Source organism: Marinobacterium mangrovicola, assembly GCF_004339595.1.
Classification (GTDB): Bacteria; Pseudomonadota; Gammaproteobacteria; order Pseudomonadales; family Balneatricaceae; genus Marinobacterium_D; species Marinobacterium_D mangrovicola.
In genome coordinates this window covers 36,713-51,802 of sequence record NZ_SMFU01000015.1, presented here as the reverse complement: position 1 = coordinate 51,802, position 15,090 = coordinate 36,713, and the positions used below count along the sequence as shown (strand labels likewise).

At 57.8% G+C, this 15,090-nt stretch carries 17 protein-coding genes; 10 read left to right on the top strand and 7 right to left on the bottom strand.

The features are described 5' to 3' along the window. Window positions 1-44: 44 nt before the first annotated feature. From CLV83_RS22175 to CLV83_RS22170, 3 genes are all read left to right on the top strand, one after another. Window positions 45-857, top strand: coding sequence for a DODA-type extradiol aromatic ring-opening family dioxygenase (locus CLV83_RS22175; RefSeq protein WP_104005758.1), 813 nt, complete (start codon window positions 45-47; stop codon window positions 855-857). Window positions 858-1,257: 400 nt separating this feature from the next. Next, window positions 1,258-1,419 carry a hypothetical protein gene (locus CLV83_RS22645; protein ID WP_165900382.1) on the top strand — a complete coding sequence of 54 codons (162 nt, stop codon included), beginning with the start codon at window positions 1,258-1,260 and terminating at the stop codon, window positions 1,417-1,419. A gap of 417 nt (window positions 1,420-1,836) precedes the next feature. After that, window positions 1,837-2,631: a helix-turn-helix domain-containing protein gene (locus tag CLV83_RS22170; protein ID WP_132298079.1), complete on the top strand. Its 795-nt coding sequence runs from the start codon at window positions 1,837-1,839 to the stop codon at window positions 2,629-2,631. Between the two features lie 109 nt (window positions 2,632-2,740). Here CLV83_RS22170 and CLV83_RS22165 read toward each other — a convergent pair whose 3' ends face one another. Together CLV83_RS22165 and CLV83_RS22160 are read right to left on the bottom strand one after the other, a co-directional pair. Further along, window positions 2,741-3,685, bottom strand: a complete 945-nt coding sequence (locus CLV83_RS22165; protein WP_132298077.1) for a bile acid:sodium symporter family protein — start codon at window positions 3,683-3,685, stop codon at window positions 2,741-2,743. 280 nt (window positions 3,686-3,965) lie between these two features. Further along, complete coding sequence (locus CLV83_RS22160) at window positions 3,966-4,370, bottom strand: DUF4399 domain-containing protein (RefSeq protein ID WP_132298075.1); 405 nt, start codon at window positions 4,368-4,370, stop codon at window positions 3,966-3,968. A gap of 427 nt (window positions 4,371-4,797) precedes the next feature. Between CLV83_RS22160 and CLV83_RS22155 the strand changes: the two genes are divergently transcribed. The 5 genes from CLV83_RS22155 to CLV83_RS22135 all read left to right on the top strand — a co-directional run bounded on the left by CLV83_RS22155 (window position 4,798) and on the right by CLV83_RS22135 (window position 9,258). Then, window positions 4,798-5,388: a malonic semialdehyde reductase gene (locus CLV83_RS22155; RefSeq protein WP_132298073.1), complete on the top strand. Its 591-nt coding sequence runs from the start codon at window positions 4,798-4,800 to the stop codon at window positions 5,386-5,388. A gap of 221 nt (window positions 5,389-5,609) precedes the next feature. Then, a complete protein-coding gene (gene purT / locus CLV83_RS22150; protein ID WP_132298071.1) occupies window positions 5,610-6,785 on the top strand; it encodes a formate-dependent phosphoribosylglycinamide formyltransferase in 1,176 nt (391 codons plus the stop codon). 95 nt (window positions 6,786-6,880) lie between these two features. Continuing rightward, complete coding sequence (locus CLV83_RS22145; protein WP_132298069.1) at window positions 6,881-7,669, top strand: response regulator; 789 nt, start codon at window positions 6,881-6,883, stop codon at window positions 7,667-7,669. 13 nt (window positions 7,670-7,682) lie between these two features. After that, window positions 7,683-8,387 (top strand): hypothetical protein, encoded by a 705-nt coding sequence (locus tag CLV83_RS22140; protein WP_132298067.1) that lies wholly within the window; start codon window positions 7,683-7,685, stop codon window positions 8,385-8,387. Between the two features lie 31 nt (window positions 8,388-8,418). Then, a complete protein-coding gene (locus CLV83_RS22135) occupies window positions 8,419-9,258 on the top strand; it encodes a 23S rRNA (adenine(2030)-N(6))-methyltransferase RlmJ (protein ID WP_132298065.1) in 840 nt (279 codons plus the stop codon). 35 nt (window positions 9,259-9,293) lie between these two features. On the opposite strand, the gene CLV83_RS22130 is transcribed toward CLV83_RS22135, so the two are convergent. After that, window positions 9,294-9,560: a hypothetical protein gene (locus CLV83_RS22130; RefSeq protein WP_132298063.1), complete on the bottom strand. Its 267-nt coding sequence runs from the start codon at window positions 9,558-9,560 to the stop codon at window positions 9,294-9,296. Between the two features lie 420 nt (window positions 9,561-9,980). Between CLV83_RS22130 and CLV83_RS22125 the strand changes: the two genes are divergently transcribed. Continuing rightward, entirely contained in the window at window positions 9,981-11,702 is a 1,722-nt protein-coding gene (locus CLV83_RS22125) for an acetolactate synthase 3 large subunit (RefSeq protein ID WP_132298061.1), read from the top strand. A gap of 2 nt (window positions 11,703-11,704) precedes the next feature. Next, on the top strand, window positions 11,705-12,199 hold the full coding sequence (gene ilvN / locus CLV83_RS22120) for an acetolactate synthase small subunit (RefSeq protein ID WP_104005744.1): 495 nt from the start codon (window positions 11,705-11,707) through the stop codon (window positions 12,197-12,199). Window positions 12,200-12,295: 96 nt separating this feature from the next. On the opposite strand, the gene CLV83_RS22115 is transcribed toward ilvN, so the two are convergent. The 4 genes from CLV83_RS22115 to ntrB form a co-directional block, all read right to left on the bottom strand. Beyond that, complete coding sequence (locus tag CLV83_RS22115) at window positions 12,296-12,769, bottom strand: nuclear transport factor 2 family protein (RefSeq protein WP_132298059.1); 474 nt, start codon at window positions 12,767-12,769, stop codon at window positions 12,296-12,298. A gap of 73 nt (window positions 12,770-12,842) precedes the next feature. Continuing rightward, complete coding sequence (gene cynS, locus CLV83_RS22110; protein ID WP_132298057.1) at window positions 12,843-13,283, bottom strand: cyanase; 441 nt, start codon at window positions 13,281-13,283, stop codon at window positions 12,843-12,845. Window positions 13,284-13,341: 58 nt separating this feature from the next. Continuing rightward, the gene (locus CLV83_RS22105) at window positions 13,342-14,256 is read right to left on the bottom strand and encodes an ABC transporter ATP-binding protein (RefSeq protein ID WP_132298055.1); all 915 of its coding nucleotides are present in this window, start codon (window positions 14,254-14,256) and stop codon (window positions 13,342-13,344) included. Between the two features lie 3 nt (window positions 14,257-14,259). After that, window positions 14,260-15,087 carry a nitrate ABC transporter permease gene (gene ntrB, locus CLV83_RS22100; protein ID WP_132298053.1) on the bottom strand — a complete coding sequence of 276 codons (828 nt, stop codon included), beginning with the start codon at window positions 15,085-15,087 and terminating at the stop codon, window positions 14,260-14,262. Window positions 15,088-15,090: the final 3 nt, after the last annotated feature.

Sequence of the window (15,090 nt, the reverse complement as noted above, 5' to 3'; positions counted from 1 at the left end):
TAGGGTGTGCCCGCTTGGGGCGCGCCGGTCCAGGAGGAGCTCCTATGAGCACAGCAACCGATATTCTCTACATTTCCCACGGTGGCGGCCCGATGCCGCTGCTGGGTGACCCGGATCACCAGGAGATGGTCGACCGCCTGGTTGAGATCTCTGGCAAGCTGAAGAAGCCCTCAGCGATTCTGGTGATCAGTGCTCACTGGGAGGAGTCCGTGGCGACGATTACCGCAGGTGCCAACCCTGAGCTGATCTACGATTACTACGGTTTTCCGCCGGAATCCTACGAGATCAAGTACCCGGCACCGGGCGAACCCGCCCTGGCGCAGCAGATTCACGGCGCGCTGGAGCAGGCTGGTTTAGCGGTGAAACTGGATCAGCAGCGCGGTTTCGACCACGGCTTGTTTGTACCGTTGAAGCTGATGTATCCGCAGGCGGATATTCCCTGCGTGCAGCTTTCGCTGGTGAAGAACCTGGACCCGGATACGCATCTGAAGATCGGCCAGGCGCTGCAGGCTCTGGACTATGACAACCTGCTGGTGATCGGCTCCGGCTTCTCGTTCCACAATATGCGTGCCTTCTTTGCGCCGGAAACGCCGGCTATCAGAGCGGGTAATCAAGAGTTTGAAGACTGGCTGGAAGAGACCTGTGGCAGCGCAGAACTCAGCGAAGAGCAGCGCTACGAGCGACTGCTGCACTGGGAGAACGCGCCCCATGCACGCTTCTGCCATCCACGCGAAGAGCATCTGCTGCCGATTCATGTCTGTTACGGCATGGCTGGCCGCGCCTGCGATGAGCATATAGCGGCCCGCATACTGAGAAAACAATCCGGTATCTTTCACTGGACACTGCCGGCCCGCTGAGTCAGTCAGGCTGAATCAGCCAGGGAGCAGGCTTCTCAAACATGAGTAGTCTGCTTTTTCACCTGACTGAGCGAGGTGAAGCCGGCGATGATCGAAGAGGCCACCCGTAATGCCAGGGAGGGGGCCGAGAAGTTCGCCGCCGACTCTTAAAGCACGCAGGGCAAGATCCGCAAGGCCAGCCAGGGGCTGTTCAGCATTAGCGCCCGGTACAGCAACAATCCATAGATCAAGAAACTCCGGGTGGTATCGACCGTAGAGTGTTGCCGTCGGACTGATCGGTGTGGCAGAGACTCGTTTGATAAGCTGCAGCTATAGCACCCTTAGCGAAATCCAAATTCTCTAAATAGTGACTGTTTATTAATCTGAAGATGTTGATAAATACCACAGCAGGAGAAAAGCTATGGGTCAGGTTCTTCGTTACGTTTTGGCTGATGCGGGAGTTGCTGCCGTCAGCGCTGATGCAAAGCCGGTTGTCGAGGTTGAGGCTGCTGAATGCGGACACTGCAATTACGCTGACAACTACTATGGTGACCAGGTCTGCCGTCCCCGTCCGGTAAGTTGACCGGGGTGACCCAGGCGAGTCTGGGACTTCAGAATCGGTAAAAGCCCCTCAGTTCTCGCTGGTGGGCTTTTTGTTTTCGGTCTCTGGCTGATGTTGAAGCGGGCAGCCAAGCTAGATCTTGCCGAGCGATAAGGCTTTAACTGAAGTGCTGCAGCATTTACTGCAAATGTCCGTCATATTGCTATGACGCTGATGACTGGCTAGCAGCCGTTCCGATAGCCGGGATGTTCCTGGTTTCATTCCGAGTTTGTGCAGTTTCTTTTCCAATAAAAATAATCTTGTAGTGGCCAGGTCGAAAGGTCCGCGCCTATTGCAGCTTTCTTTGGCTGAATGAAACAGCCCGCTGTGTAGACAGGGTTTAAATGGCCGGTAGCGATAGTTGAAGAAGATTCGAGTGAATGTTGGAGAAGTACGTTCATGCAGGCGGAAAAGATTGAGCAGATTCACAGGCTTTGGGATGAGCTGGCTGCGTTCCCCGCAGTGGATATGGGGCAGGCGTTAACGCACTTTCAGGAGACGGTATGCTCATTGATCAACTCAACCGACTCCTACTGGCTGGGAGGCCTGCGCTTATCGGATCGGGGGCAGCATGACCTGGCTCAGGGGTGGCGGCCGCGTCAGATCGTCAGATTGGTCGACACCGAGGGGCGCAAGCTTGCCAGGGTCGAACGCTTCAGACGGCTGGAACGGGGCAATCCCGATATTTCGGTCTATGCCAATCTATGCGGACCCGAGCAGTTCAAGATCACATCCCTGCATGAAGTGATCGAACCGGAGTGGTTCGACAGCGACTACTACAAGTTGTTGTTTGAGCCGTTCGGGGTTCTCGATGTGTTGTACGTGACGGTGCGTCTGGGGCCGTTTGCCGAGTCTTGGTTCGCGTTTGAGCGCAGTGACAGAGATGCACCGCGTTTTAATGATGAGGATCGAGCGCTGCTTGAATACTGCACCAGACCGATGAACTGGTTCCACCGGCGTATCGCTCTGCACCAAGGCATGATGATGATCAAAGATCCGCTGACCGCGGCGGAAAAGCGTGTCATGGCGCAGCTGCTATCGGGGAAAACGGAAGTTCAGATCGGCGAAGAGCTTAACCTGACCCGCAGCACCGTACATACCTACAGCGTAAGAATCTGCAAAAAACTTGGTGTGCGTGGTCGCACGGGGCTCACCGCGCTATGGCTGGGCAGTGCCGAAGGCACCATCTGGTAAACAGAGCGAACACCGTCAGCACGGCAGCCTTCGCCAACCAAAAAGCCACCCCGGTCAGGGTGGCTTTTTTTGTTGTCAGCGGCTGAGCGGCGAACTCAGAGGCCTGACTTCATACCGACTGAGGTTCGGAAGTGACGTCCTGCTCATGCACAGGTTTGCGTGACCAGTAGCCCGCCAGAATCGACCCGGAAATGTTATGCCAGACAGAGAACAGGGTGCCGGGCATGGCTGCGATCGGGCTAAAGAACTTCATCGCCAGGGTGGTGGCCAGTCCCGAGTTCTGCAGACCCACTTCAAAGGCGATGGTGCGGCTGATTGCAGCATCAAAACCAAACAGACGACAGAGCCCGTAACCGAGCGCCAGACCGAAGCCGTTGTGCAGGACAACCGCCAGTGCCACGGCCAGTCCCTGAGACGCCAGGTTATCGCGTGTCAGGGCAACGACGATGGCGATAATCATGACGATGCTGGCCATGGATACCAGCGGCAGCAGCGGCTCGAGCGGTTTGATCACGCCACGGGCCAGCCTGTTCAGCGCTACGCCGACGGCCACCGGCACTAGCACGATCTTGACCAGGCTAAGCAGCATGCCAGCGACCGGCACATTAACGCTTTGACCGGCCAGCAGCTCGGTCAGCAGAGGCGTCGCCAACACGCCGATCAGGGTGGAGATTGCCGTCATGGAGATCGACAGCGCCACGTTACCGCCGGCCAGGTAGGTCATCACGTTGGATGATGTGCCACCGGCGACGCAGCCCACCAGAATCATGCCCACGGTCAGTTCGGGGCTGAAACCCAGTGCCAGGCTGATGCCCAGTGCGAGCAGCGGCATGACCGAAAACTGCAGGATAACGCCCAGCAGGATCGCAGTGCGGTAGCGCAGCACGTTAACAAAATCTGCGGGTGTCAGGGTCAGCCCCATGGCCAGCATGATGATGGTCAGCAGCGGAACGATGGCGCTTTTGAGATCCACAAACAGGTTGGGCAGGAAAAAGGCGCAGGCCGAAAACAGCACTGCCCAAAGAGGGAAGAGTTGTGTAATTCTGGTAATCATTCGAACTCCCGGGTTCGATCAGGTTGGGTTAGCTGAGGGTGGGGCGGTCTTCTGAGGGCCGCGCCCGCGTATCTGGCTCTGTGTTGCGGAAAGTAAGCGACTCCTGATCGCGGAGATTTTTTATGGGCAGTGTGATCGCGAAGTTGATTGTTTTCTGCACAGGGGCGCGCAGGATATATGCCGTCGGCCCCTTTGCCAAGCAGACAGGTTGTTGCCGAGGTTGAACCGGTGGGGAGATAAAGCCCCGGTGTCCGGGGCTGTGGATAAGGTGGCTGAAGGATTATTCCACGGTGATGGTGATTTTTTCCGATACCACCGGGGGATCATGGGGCTGATGTGCCATATCGCCCAGAATCAGCTGCAGCGTATGAGTGCCCGGTTCCAGTGTGAGTTCGGTTTCGGTCTGGCCACCACCGAAATGCTTTACCTGGTCTCCCATGGGGGCATCCATCGGCGGCAGCTCGCCATCGATCAGCAGATGATGGTGGCCGGTGTTTTCCTTGTCTGTGCCGGCAGGGGCCACGCCCATCCCCTTGAGGCCAAAGGTAACAGTGAAGGTAGCCGGCACAGTGGCACCGTCACTGGGTGATACTATGTAGGCTTCGGCGCCTTCCGGTGAGGACGCGGCAAAGACGCTGGTACTCAGGAGCGCTGTCAGCCCTGCTGTAGCGAGTAGTTTCTTCATAATCAAACGTCCATATCCTGGATGATGTTGGGTTACGTTCTGATGAGGTGAGAGTCGCAACTGCACCGACCCGACCTTTGCAAGGTAGTCTGCGCTGGCGACCTGCGCCAATTTCAGTAGTTGCGCCGGCTCCAGCCGTGTCTGGGCCGCCCTTAATAGAATGCGCAGTGCCCGTTTATCTGTATCCAGCACGCGTTTGTTACGGGTCCACAGCATTCACATACGAAGCGTTTTATGGATCCACAGGCTCGAGTTGCGCATCAGTGCTCAAGCGGTTGTTATCGATGAGTTAAATGCAACGGGAGTCTGAACGGCCCGGATGATCAGATTTATGGATCAATCAGCCTAGGTTTTTGGCCTGTTTTCGACCGGTTTCGGTGAGTAAAGTGGCGGCATTGAAATTTCTCACAGTATCGAGGTGAATTGAATGTCCAACGCTCTTGGCCAGCAGGCGCTTGACCAGCTTTTCTTTCAGGCTCACAGCTATAACAGCTTTGCCGATAAAGCGATCAGCGAAGAAACCATCGCCGAGCTTTACGAGCTGCTGAAATGGGGGCCCACCTCCATGAATACCCAGCCGGCCCGCTACCTGTTTATCCAGAGTGACGAAGCCAGGGAACGCCTGCTGCCGGCGATGATCGCCAGCAACGCGGAAAAAACCCGCAATGCACCGCTGACCGTGATTATCGCCAGCGACAGCGAGTTCTACGAGCACCTGCCGACCCAGTTTACCGCCTATGACGCAGCCCCCCTGTTTCGTGAAAACAGCGGTCTGGCCGAGGAAACCGCTTTCCGTAACGGCTCCATGCAGGGCGCCTACCTGATTACGGCTGCCCGGGCGCTGGGGCTGGCCTGTGGGCCGATGAGTGGCTTTGACAAAGAGAAGGTGAACGCCGAGTTCTTCCCGGAAGGGCGCTGGAAGGTCAACTTCATCGTCAATCTGGGCTACGCCACCGAGGGTGGGCATCATCCGCGTGGTCAGCGCCTCGCGTTTGATCAGGTTGCTGCGATTCTGTGAGGAATCCTCTGGCGAGGGCTTAGCGGGGCTTTGGAGTCAGCGCGCTGATTCTGCTGGTGTATCTCCGGCTGAGCCTGAATCTGCCAACGTCTTAGCTGAAGAAAAGGGCCGGTGGACCTGAACAACAGGTGCATCGGCCTTTTCTATTTTCGGTGGTCGGTGCTTTCCTCAGTGGCGCTGGTACAATGGCGCCATTTCAGGCTTTGTCGAGAGGACGATCAATGTTGGGAACAGCCCTTACCCCGGACGCAACCCGTGTACTGCTTTGTGGATGTGGAGAACTCGGCAAAGAGGTAGTTATCGAGTTGCAGCGGTTCGGTATCGAGGTGATCGCTGTTGACCGCTATGACAATGCGCCGGCGATGCAGGTTGCCCACCGCAGCCACACCATCAATATGCTCGATGGTGATGCGTTGCGTGCCGTGGTTGAGCAGGAAAAGCCGGACCTGATCGTGCCAGAGATTGAAGCGTTGGCGACTGAAACCCTGCTGGCGCTGGAAAGCGAGGGCTACAAGGTAGTACCGACTGCCCGCACCGCCCGTTTGACCATGGATCGCGAAGGGATCCGCCGCCTTGCCGCCGAAGAACTGCGGCTGCCCACCTCTCCCTACCGCTTTGCCGATACGGAAGAAGAGTACAATGCAGCGATTACGGCCGTTGGACTGCCCTGCGTGGTGAAACCGGTGATGAGCTCATCCGGCAAGGGGCAGTCGCTGGTGCGAGCTGAGGCCGATATAGCGCCCGCCTGGGAGTACGCTCAGGCCGGAGGTCGCGCTGGCAAGGGGCGGGTGATCGTCGAAGGCTTTGTGGACTTCGACTACGAGATCACACTGCTGACCGTCAATGCCGTGGATGGAATTCAGTTCTGTGCGCCGATCGGGCATCGTCAGGAAGGTGGCGACTATCGTGAATCCTGGCAGCCGCAGGCGATGACCGAACAGGCGTTGCTTAACGCCCAGCAGGTAGCGAAAGCGGTGGTGGAAAACCTGGCAGGCTACGGTATCTACGGTGTGGAACTGTTCGTCAAAGGCGATCAGGTCTGGTTCAGCGAAGTATCGCCGCGTCCGCATGATACCGGCCTGGTAACACTGATCTCCCAGGATCTTTCTGAGTTCGCGCTGCACGTACGCGCTATCCTTGGTTTTCCTATCGGCCCGATTCGCCAGCGTGGCCCCAGCGCTTCCGCAGTTATCCTCGGTGACGGTGAGTCGACTAACCTTAGGTTTGAAGGCATGGCCGCCGCGCTGGCCGATGTGGATACTCAGCTTCGTCTCTTCGGTAAACCGGAGATCGCCGGTAGCCGCCGCTTGGGCGTAGCACTGGCGCGAGCTGAATCGGTGGAAGAGGCGGTGGAGCGCGCGAAAGCTTCGGCGGCCAAAATCGTTATAAAATACTGATCTGTTTCACTCTGAAGACAGTCTTTCCTTCAGTCCAGTGCGCGATTATGGGAGAGTGTAAAACAGTCATGATGCAGCGGAAGTAAGCCTGAGAGATGAGTAAACTCAAAGTACTGGTGATCGACGACGCGAAGTTTATTCGCGAGCGGGTGACCGCCATGGTTCGCCAAGCGTTTCCCGAGTCTTCCGTCGATGCTTGTGAAAACGGCAAGGACGCGACCCGTGCGATGCAGCAGACCCAATACGACGTTTTGTTGTGTGACTGGGAGATGCCGGAGATGAGCGGCCTCGAAGTGCTGCAGTGGACCCGGGCCCAGGAAAATTACAAAACCACGCCGTTTCTGATGGTCACCAGCCGCGGGGAGCGCGAGTACGTACTCAAGGCGATTCAGGCTGGGGTTAACGATTACCTTGGCAAGCCTTTTACTGCTGAACAGCTGGTACAGAAAATCATCAAGGCGCTGGCTAAGGGCGGATCGCTGAGCCCCGAACAGCAGGCGCGTGCGGCAAAAATGCTGCAGGAAGAGAAGGCACGCAAAGAAGCGGCCGCACCGGCCAGCAAATCGATGCCCAAACCCAAGGGGCTGGCTCAGCTACGCTGCTCGGATCACACCTTCAAGTGCGCCATACGGGATCTGAACCTGCGAGAAGTGCGCGTGGTCATCAAGAACGAAGGTCGCTTCCCTGTGTTGCTCGATCAGGTGGTGGTCGATATTGAACAACTCTCCGGCGATTCGGTCGCACGTATCAACGGTTTTGTGCTGTCGATGCAGGCAGCGGAACCGCGCCAGAATACACCCTACGTTGATGTCAGGGTGCAGTTCGTGGATGACGATACCGACAAGATGGCACATCTGTCGAAATATATAGCCAGCGTGCGTTGATAGGAGAACGTTGATGACCGGCCGCAGTCTGTTCAGAACCCTTGTTTCCACCGCAGCCATCGCTGCCCTGCTTGCCGGCTGTGCCGGGAAGACACCGGAAGCGCCGGTACAGCCTAAGCTTGAAAATTCCGTCACGCCTAAACCGCTCAAGGTCGGCCAGTTGCAGGGGTATGGCCAGGAGCAGCAGCTCGCGCTGGCCGTGGTTTCCCATTACCTGGGAGCGCCGCTGTACCGGGTAAGCAACCCGATGAAGATCAGCCGCGATTACCGCATCGGCGGTGCCATGAAATCGCCCAACGGCAACCAGGCGGTGATTCTGTTTCGCGCTCTGGATGACACCCAGCGCTGGGCGATGGTGACCTTTTCGGTGCAGCCCGGTGCGGTGATGAACGCGTTCAACGTGGTCAGAAACGGTCAGCCAGGATACGCCCTGGTGTTGAAACACGCCCGCATCTGCACCGTCGAGGGCGCGGATAATCCGCCGGTCTGGGGTGGGAACGGTTGGGCGTTTTCGCAGACAGGTCCGGGACGCTTCGAGTGTAGTGGCCAGACTAAGGGGTCGCTCTACCAGTCTTTCAGTGGCATGCCCGGCATGATGGGGGCCTATGCTGAGTCCGGCGATACCGTACTCTATGACGAGCGCTGGCCGCTGTTGCAGGCTGTGGCGACAGGTATGGCCGCACTCTTCCCCAATCTACAGGTGCCGCAGATTCGCTGACGCGGCGGTGCAGTAAAACCGGAACCCGATAATGCTCAGTTACCAGCACGGCTTTCACGCCGGAAATTTTGCCGACCTGCACAAGCATCTGCTGCAGGTCGGTCTGCTTTCATCCCTGAACAAAAAAGCCAAGCCCTGGAGTTACCTGGAAACTCACAGTGGCCGGGCGATGTACGAACTGGCGGATGATCAGTCGCAGAAGACCGGTGAATACCGTGAAGGTATCGCCAGGCTTTGGCAGGCCGGCAGCCAGGATCCTCTGATTCAGGCCTACCTCGAGCAGGTGCGTAACGTAAACAGTGGAGATGAGCTGACCCGCTATCCCGGCTCGCCCAGCATCGCGGCGGGCATGGCGCGGGAGAATGACCGCATCGCCCTGATGGAACTGCACCCGACGGAGGTTGAGGCTCTGCGTGGGGTATTCCGCCGCGATGATCGCGTGGCCGTGCATCACCGTGACGGTTACGAGGGTGTATCGGCACTGTTGCCGCCGGATCCCCGGCGCGGACTGGTATTGATCGACCCCGCCTATGAGGTGAAGGAAGAGTACGAGCAGGTCGGACGTTTTCTGCGTAAGGCGCAGCGTCTTTGGCCGGTGGGTATGTTCGCGATCTGGTATCCGCTGCTGGCAGCCAATCGTTGGCAGGGGATGATCAAGAGCGTGGTCGATGCGGTGGATGGCGCGGTGTTGCGCAGCGAGCTGAGAGTTGCCCATGAAGACTGCGGCCGGATGTACGGCTCGGGCATGCTGATTGTTAATCCGCCCTGGCAGCTGGATAAGTCACTGGAAAGGGCAATGCCGCAACTGGCGGCGGCGCTGGGATTGTCTGCGGATGCGGTATCGCTGCAGTGGCTGAGAGAGCCGGTCTAGGTCTGACTGGCTCACATCGATTCCCGAAAAAGCGCTCAGTAGAGCGCTTTTTCGTCTTTAACCAGCTCCTGAAGCACTTCAAGGAACAGACTGTCAGCGTCACTGTGTTCGATAGGGATGTTGACGTTGGTGGTCGAGGACAGCTCTTCGGCAATCAGCTGGGCCGCGTTGGCCTGACCTGAATACTTGCGGGCGATCTCCTTGGCCTTGTCACAGATCTCCGGTTCGTCGAGGACCTTGCGAATAAAGCGCAGCAGCTCGTTGATCACACGTTCTTTGTTCTTGATATCGGATACGCTCATTGCAGTAACTCCCTAACCTTCATCTGCATTCACTATAACCTGACTCTCCGGAACTGCCCAGAGGTGGAAAAGGGGGTAGAAAATAGAGTTGTTTGGTTGATCAAAAAACGACAGGGTGACAGAATACCGGGCTCTTTTCTGTCGTTGGGGCCAGGAAATCCCGATCCCAGCGACTCTTTGTGGCTAATTAAGCAGTACCCGGCTTAGGGCTCAGAACAGAAACAGGTCCGCATGGGCGATCCCCGTACCGACCGGCTCCGAATCCACCGTCCATTCCGATGGGCATCCGAGGCTGATTTGCGCGGTTTGCGTTCGCAGGCGTCACTATCGCTGCGCTCGCGGGTGTTTTCAGACGCACTTTAATTGAACTGTTTGCCACCGGCACACTGGGTTGTCGGTGCTGAGTAGAGGGTAAGACAAGTGGAACAACTTTCAGGCGCAGAAATGGTCGTTCGCGCACTCCGTGATGAGGGCGTGAAGCATATCTATGGGTATCCCGGCGGGGCGCTTCTGCATGTGTACGATGCGCTTTTCCAGCAGGATGATGTCCAGCACGTTCTTGTGCGCCATGAGCAGGCTGCGACTCACATGGCCGATGCTTATGCACGTGCGACCGGTAAAGCCGGCGTCGCGCTGGTAACGTCCGGCCCCGGTGCGACCAATGCGGTCACCGGTATCGCGACTGCCTTTACCGACTCTATCCCGATGGTTGTCATCACCGGCCAGGTCATGAGCCACCTGATCGGGGAAGACGCCTTCCAGGAAACCGACATGCTCGGTATCTCCCGTCCGGTGGTGAAACACAACTTCAGTGTGCGTAACCCGGAAGAGATTCCGTCGATCATCAAGAAAGCGTTTTATATCGCCGAAACCGGTCGTCCGGGCCCTGTCGTTGTGGATATCCCCAAGGATATGACCACGCCGACAGATCGCTACCCGTACGAGTACCCGAAATCGGTCAAGCTGCGCTCCTACAACCCGATCAGCCGTGGCCATAGCGGTCAGATCCGCAAGGCTGTGGATATGATGCTGCAGGCACGTCGTCCGGTGATCTACTCCGGTGGCGGCGTCATCATGGGTGATGCCAGTGCCGAGCTGACCGAACTGGCGAAAATGCTGAACTTCCCGGTCACCAACACGCTGATGGGCCTGGGTGGTTATCCCGGTACCGATCGTCAGTTCGTCGGTATGCTGGGAATGCACGGTAGCTACGAAGCCAACATGGCGATGCACCACGCGGACCTGATTCTGGCCATTGGCGCCCGTTTCGACGACCGTGTGACCAACGCCGTCGACAAGTTCTGCCCGACCGCGCGTATCGTGCATATCGATATCGATCCGGCATCCATCTCCAAGACAGTCCGTGCCGACGTACCTATCGTTGGCCCGTCCAAGGTCGTGCTGGAAGAGATGATCGAGCAGATCAAGGACAGCAAGAAGCAGCCGGATGCGGCAGCGCTGGAAACCTGGTGGAAGCAGATCGAAGAGTGGCGCAGCCGTCACGGCGGTCGCTATGAAACCGCTGATTCCGAGCTGATGAAACCGCAGCAGGTGATCGAGATGCTGAGCAAGGTCACCGGCGGCGACGCGTTCGTCTGCTCCGACGTTGGTCAGCACCAGATGTTCGCGGCCCAGTACTACAAGTTCAACAAGCCCAACCGCTGGATCAACTCCGGTGGCCTCGGCACCATGGGCTTCGGTCTGCCGGCGGCCATGGGCGTGAAGATGAACTTCCCGGATGCGGACGTGGCTTGCGTCACCGGTGAAGGCAGTATCCAGATGAACATCCAGGAGCTGTCCACCTGCAAGCAGTACGATCTGCCGGTCAAGGTTCTCTGCCTCAACAACCAGTCTCTCGGGATGGTGCGTCAGTGGCAGGATATGAACTATGAATCACGTCACTCTCAGTCCTACATGAAGTCTCTGCCCGACTTCGTCAAGCTGGTCGAGGCGTACGGCCATGTCGGTATGAAGGTCGACAAGTACGCTGATCTGGAAGGTGCGATGCGTGAAGCGTTCTCCCTGAAAGACCGACTGGTGTTTATGGATATCGCGGTCGATCCGTTCGAGCACGTCTATCCGATGCAGGTACCGCGCGGTGCCATGCGTGACATGTGGCTGAGCAAGACGGAGAGGACCTGATCATGCGTCATATCATTTCAGTTCTGTTGGAAAACGAACCGGGTGCGCTGTCGCGGGTTGTCGGGCTGTTCTCTCAGCGCAACTACAACATCGAGTCGCTGACCGTAGCGCCCACCGAAGACTCCACCCTGTCTCGCCTGACCGTGACCACCACTGGTGACGATCGCGTGGTTGAGCAGATCACCAAGCAGCTGAACAAGCTGATCGACGTGGTCAAGGTGGTGGATCTGTCTGAAGGTGAGCACATCGAGCGCGAGCTGATGATGATCAAGCTGAAGGCCAACGGCCAGATGCGCGCGGAGATCAAGCGTACCTGCGATATCTTCCGCGGTCAGATCATCGACGTGACACCGAACACCTACACCGTTCAGCTGGTCGGCGCTTCCGACAAGCTGGATGCGTTTATCGCCTCGCTGGGCAACATGGCCAGCATCATGGAGGTGGTACGCTCGGGTGTTTCCGGTATCGCCCGTGGCGAAAAGGTGCTGAGCCTCTAAGTCAGGCGCTACAGCATCTGAAACCGCTATCGCCCTGCGCCAGTAGACGTTTGTGGCGGTAGCGGTTTTTTTTGTTGTCTGATTTCCGCCGTTGATTTAAAGCCCCAGCTCACTGAGCCCAGGGTGATCATCGGGACGGATTCCCTGTTCCCAGAGAAACTTGCGTTCTGACTCGGCGATCGGCAGATCATTGATGCTGGCGTGGCGCGCCTGCATTAGTCCGTTGTTATCGAACTCCCAATTTTCGTTGCCATAGGAGCGGAACCACTGGCCGCTGTCGTCCTGCCACTCGTAGGCAAAGCGCACGGCGATGCGGTGGCTGCCGAACGCCCATAGCTCCTTGATCAGTCGGTACTCTTGTTCTTTCTGCCACTTTCGTGTCAGAAACTGGATGATTTCGTCCCGGCCGTGGATAAATTCACTGCGGTTACGCCAGAGTGAGTTCTGTGTATAAGCCTGCGCCACCTGTTCTGGTTTGCGGCCGTTCCAGCCGTTCTCGGCGGCTCGAACCTTCTGGATGGCGGTTTCGCGGGTAAACGGCGGTAACGGCGGACGCGGTTCGGTTGACATCTTGACCTCTCCAGCAGAGGGGCGGCACTATGCGCCGCCCGTGGATTGAACCCTGCATTTACCTGGTGAGAGCTTACCAGGCAGAGTATTTCAGGAACTTGCCGCTCATGGTCACGACTACGCGGTCGCCCTTGGGGTTTTCCTCTTTATCCACTTCCATATTGAAGTCGATGGCGCTCATGATGCCGTCGCCGAACTTCTCCTGGATCACCTCTTTCAGGGTATCGCCGTAAACGCCCATGATCTCGTAAAAACGATAGATCAGCGGGTCGGTGGGTACGGTCTGTTCCCAGATCTTGGTGGGGAATGTCTGCAGCGCTGTGGATACCTCGCTGCCGAGCCCCAGGCAGTCGCAGATCGCAGCGGCCTGTTCCGGCGACGCGCTGTTCATCCCCAGACATGCGGAGGTGAGCCATACCGGTGAGGCATCGACTTTCTCGGCGATCGCTTCCCAGGTCAGCCCTTTTTCCAGTTTGCTGGCGATAATGGTTTCGGTCATTGTCACTTTGTCCATCAGAAGCTCCTTGGCTTTTGTCTATGCGTATTTCTTCAATGTTTATTTGCTTACATGCTTAATAGTTATTCACAGCTCTCGGCTGGGCCGGGGCAACGGAGTCTTTCTCTCCACCGTTGTCTGCATCGCTGCTGAGCAGCGTCGGATCGACTTCGCGGGTTTCGCTGGCGGCGCTGCCGCTTGAGCCAGAGAGGCTGCCGGAGCGTGCCACCAGGAAATTCACCAGGTAGTTGCGGATCTTGTAGTAGGCCGGCGTTTCGATAATTTCAGCCCGGCTGCGTGGTCTGGGAATGGAGATCTTCACCGATTCCGCCACCCGCGCCTGTGGGCCGTTGGTCATCAGCAGAATGCGGTCGGCGAGCAGGATCGCTTCATCCACATCGTGGGTGATCATGAACACCGTCTGGTGGGTTTCCGCCCAGATCTTGATCAGCTCCTCCTGGATAATCCCGCGGGTCAGCGCGTCCAGAGCGCCGAATGGTTCATCGAGCAGTAGCAGTTTCGGGCTGGTGGCGAAGGCGCGGGCGATACTGACGCGCTGGCGCATGCCGCCGGAGAGCTCCGAGGGTTTCTTCTGCAGCGAATGACCCAGGCCTACCATTTCCAGAAAACGGCTGCTGTGTTCGTTAACCTTCTCCTTGCTCCACTTGGGCCAACGCGCTTTCACGCCAAAGGCCACGTTTTGCAGGGTGGTCAGCCAGGGCAGCAGGCTGTAGTTCTGGAACACCACGCCGCGATCCAGGCTGGGGCCGGAAACCTCCTTGCCGTCCATGATCACGTTGCCGCTGCTCGGCGTATCGAGACCGGCGAGCACGTTCAGGATAGTGGACTTGCCGCAACCGGAGTGGCCGATGATGCAGACAAACTCGCCCTTATCGATGCCGATATTGACGTCCTCGAACACCACCAGCTCGCCGGATTTCGATGGGTAGCTTTTGCTCAGTCCTTCGATGCTTAAAAAGCGGTTGGACATGTGTTACTCCTCGTATTTCACCAGTTTCGCCAGTGACCCGAGCACCAGGTCCAGCAGCATGCCGATCAGCCCGATCATCAGGATCGAGAAGATCACGCTGTTCAAATCCAGGTTGTTCCACTCGTTCCAGACGTAGTAGCCGATGCCGGTACCGCCCACGAGCATCTCGGCGGCGACGATCACCAGCCAGGCGATGCCGATGGAGATGCGCATGCCTGTGAGGATGGTCGGTGCCGCCGCTGGCAGAATCACCAGGAAGGCGGTCTTCAGGGCGCCCAGTTCATGGGTCTGGGCCACGCGAATCCAGTCCTTGCGCACATTGGCGACGCCAAAGGCGGTGTTGATCAGCATCGGCCAGATGGAGCAGATGAAGATGACGAAGATCGCCGACTGCTCCGAGTCCTTGATCACGAACAGCGCCAGTGGCATCCACGCCAGCGGCGAGATCGGCCGCAGCACCTGGATAAACGGATTCAGCGCCCGATACATCAACGGTGACATGCCGATCAGAAAGCCCAACGGAATCGCCACCAGGGCCGCGGCGATAAAGCCGGTCAGCACCCGATACAGGGAGTAGGCGAGCTGGATACCGATCCCCTTGTCGTTGGGGCCTGCGTCGTAGAATGGATCGCTCAGTTCATCAAAGGCGTGGCTTAACACCTGGGAGGGCGGGGGAACCCGCGCCTCCTGGTCGGCACCGCCCATCAGCCGTTCGTACTCGGTCATCTCGCCGCTGGCGGCGGGAGGCTGGTTAAGCGCCTCCCAGACACCGAGCCCCACCAGCAGAATCAGCAGCGAGACGATAACGGCTTTCACATTGAGTGAGGCCATGGC

Excerpts from the sequence above, each read along its gene's own strand:
- CLV83_RS22175 (WP_104005758.1), top strand. The coding sequence starts at position 45 with ATGAGCACAGCAACCGATATTCTCTACATTTCCCACGGTGGCGGCCCG.
- CLV83_RS22645 (WP_165900382.1), top strand. The coding sequence starts at position 1,258 with ATGGGTCAGGTTCTTCGTTACGTTTTGGCTGATGCGGGAGTTGCTGCC.
- CLV83_RS22170 (WP_132298079.1), top strand. The coding sequence starts at position 1,837 with ATGCAGGCGGAAAAGATTGAGCAGATTCACAGGCTTTGGGATGAGCTG.
- CLV83_RS22165 (WP_132298077.1), bottom strand. The coding sequence starts at position 3,685 with ATGATTACCAGAATTACACAACTCTTCCCTCTTTGGGCAGTGCTGTTT.
- CLV83_RS22160 (WP_132298075.1), bottom strand. The coding sequence starts at position 4,370 with ATGAAGAAACTACTCGCTACAGCAGGGCTGACAGCGCTCCTGAGTACC.
- CLV83_RS22155 (WP_132298073.1), top strand. The coding sequence starts at position 4,798 with ATGTCCAACGCTCTTGGCCAGCAGGCGCTTGACCAGCTTTTCTTTCAG.
- purT (WP_132298071.1), top strand. The coding sequence starts at position 5,610 with ATGTTGGGAACAGCCCTTACCCCGGACGCAACCCGTGTACTGCTTTGT.
- CLV83_RS22145 (WP_132298069.1), top strand. The coding sequence starts at position 6,881 with ATGAGTAAACTCAAAGTACTGGTGATCGACGACGCGAAGTTTATTCGC.
- CLV83_RS22140 (WP_132298067.1), top strand. The coding sequence starts at position 7,683 with ATGACCGGCCGCAGTCTGTTCAGAACCCTTGTTTCCACCGCAGCCATC.
- CLV83_RS22135 (WP_132298065.1), top strand. The coding sequence starts at position 8,419 with ATGCTCAGTTACCAGCACGGCTTTCACGCCGGAAATTTTGCCGACCTG.
- CLV83_RS22130 (WP_132298063.1), bottom strand. The coding sequence starts at position 9,560 with ATGAGCGTATCCGATATCAAGAACAAAGAACGTGTGATCAACGAGCTG.
- ilvN (WP_104005744.1), top strand. The coding sequence starts at position 11,705 with ATGCGTCATATCATTTCAGTTCTGTTGGAAAACGAACCGGGTGCGCTG.
- CLV83_RS22115 (WP_132298059.1), bottom strand. The coding sequence starts at position 12,769 with ATGTCAACCGAACCGCGTCCGCCGTTACCGCCGTTTACCCGCGAAACC.
- cynS (WP_132298057.1), bottom strand. The coding sequence starts at position 13,283 with ATGGACAAAGTGACAATGACCGAAACCATTATCGCCAGCAAACTGGAA.
- CLV83_RS22105 (WP_132298055.1), bottom strand. The coding sequence starts at position 14,256 with ATGTCCAACCGCTTTTTAAGCATCGAAGGACTGAGCAAAAGCTACCCA.
- ntrB (WP_132298053.1), bottom strand. The coding sequence starts at position 15,087 with ATGGCCTCACTCAATGTGAAAGCCGTTATCGTCTCGCTGCTGATTCTG.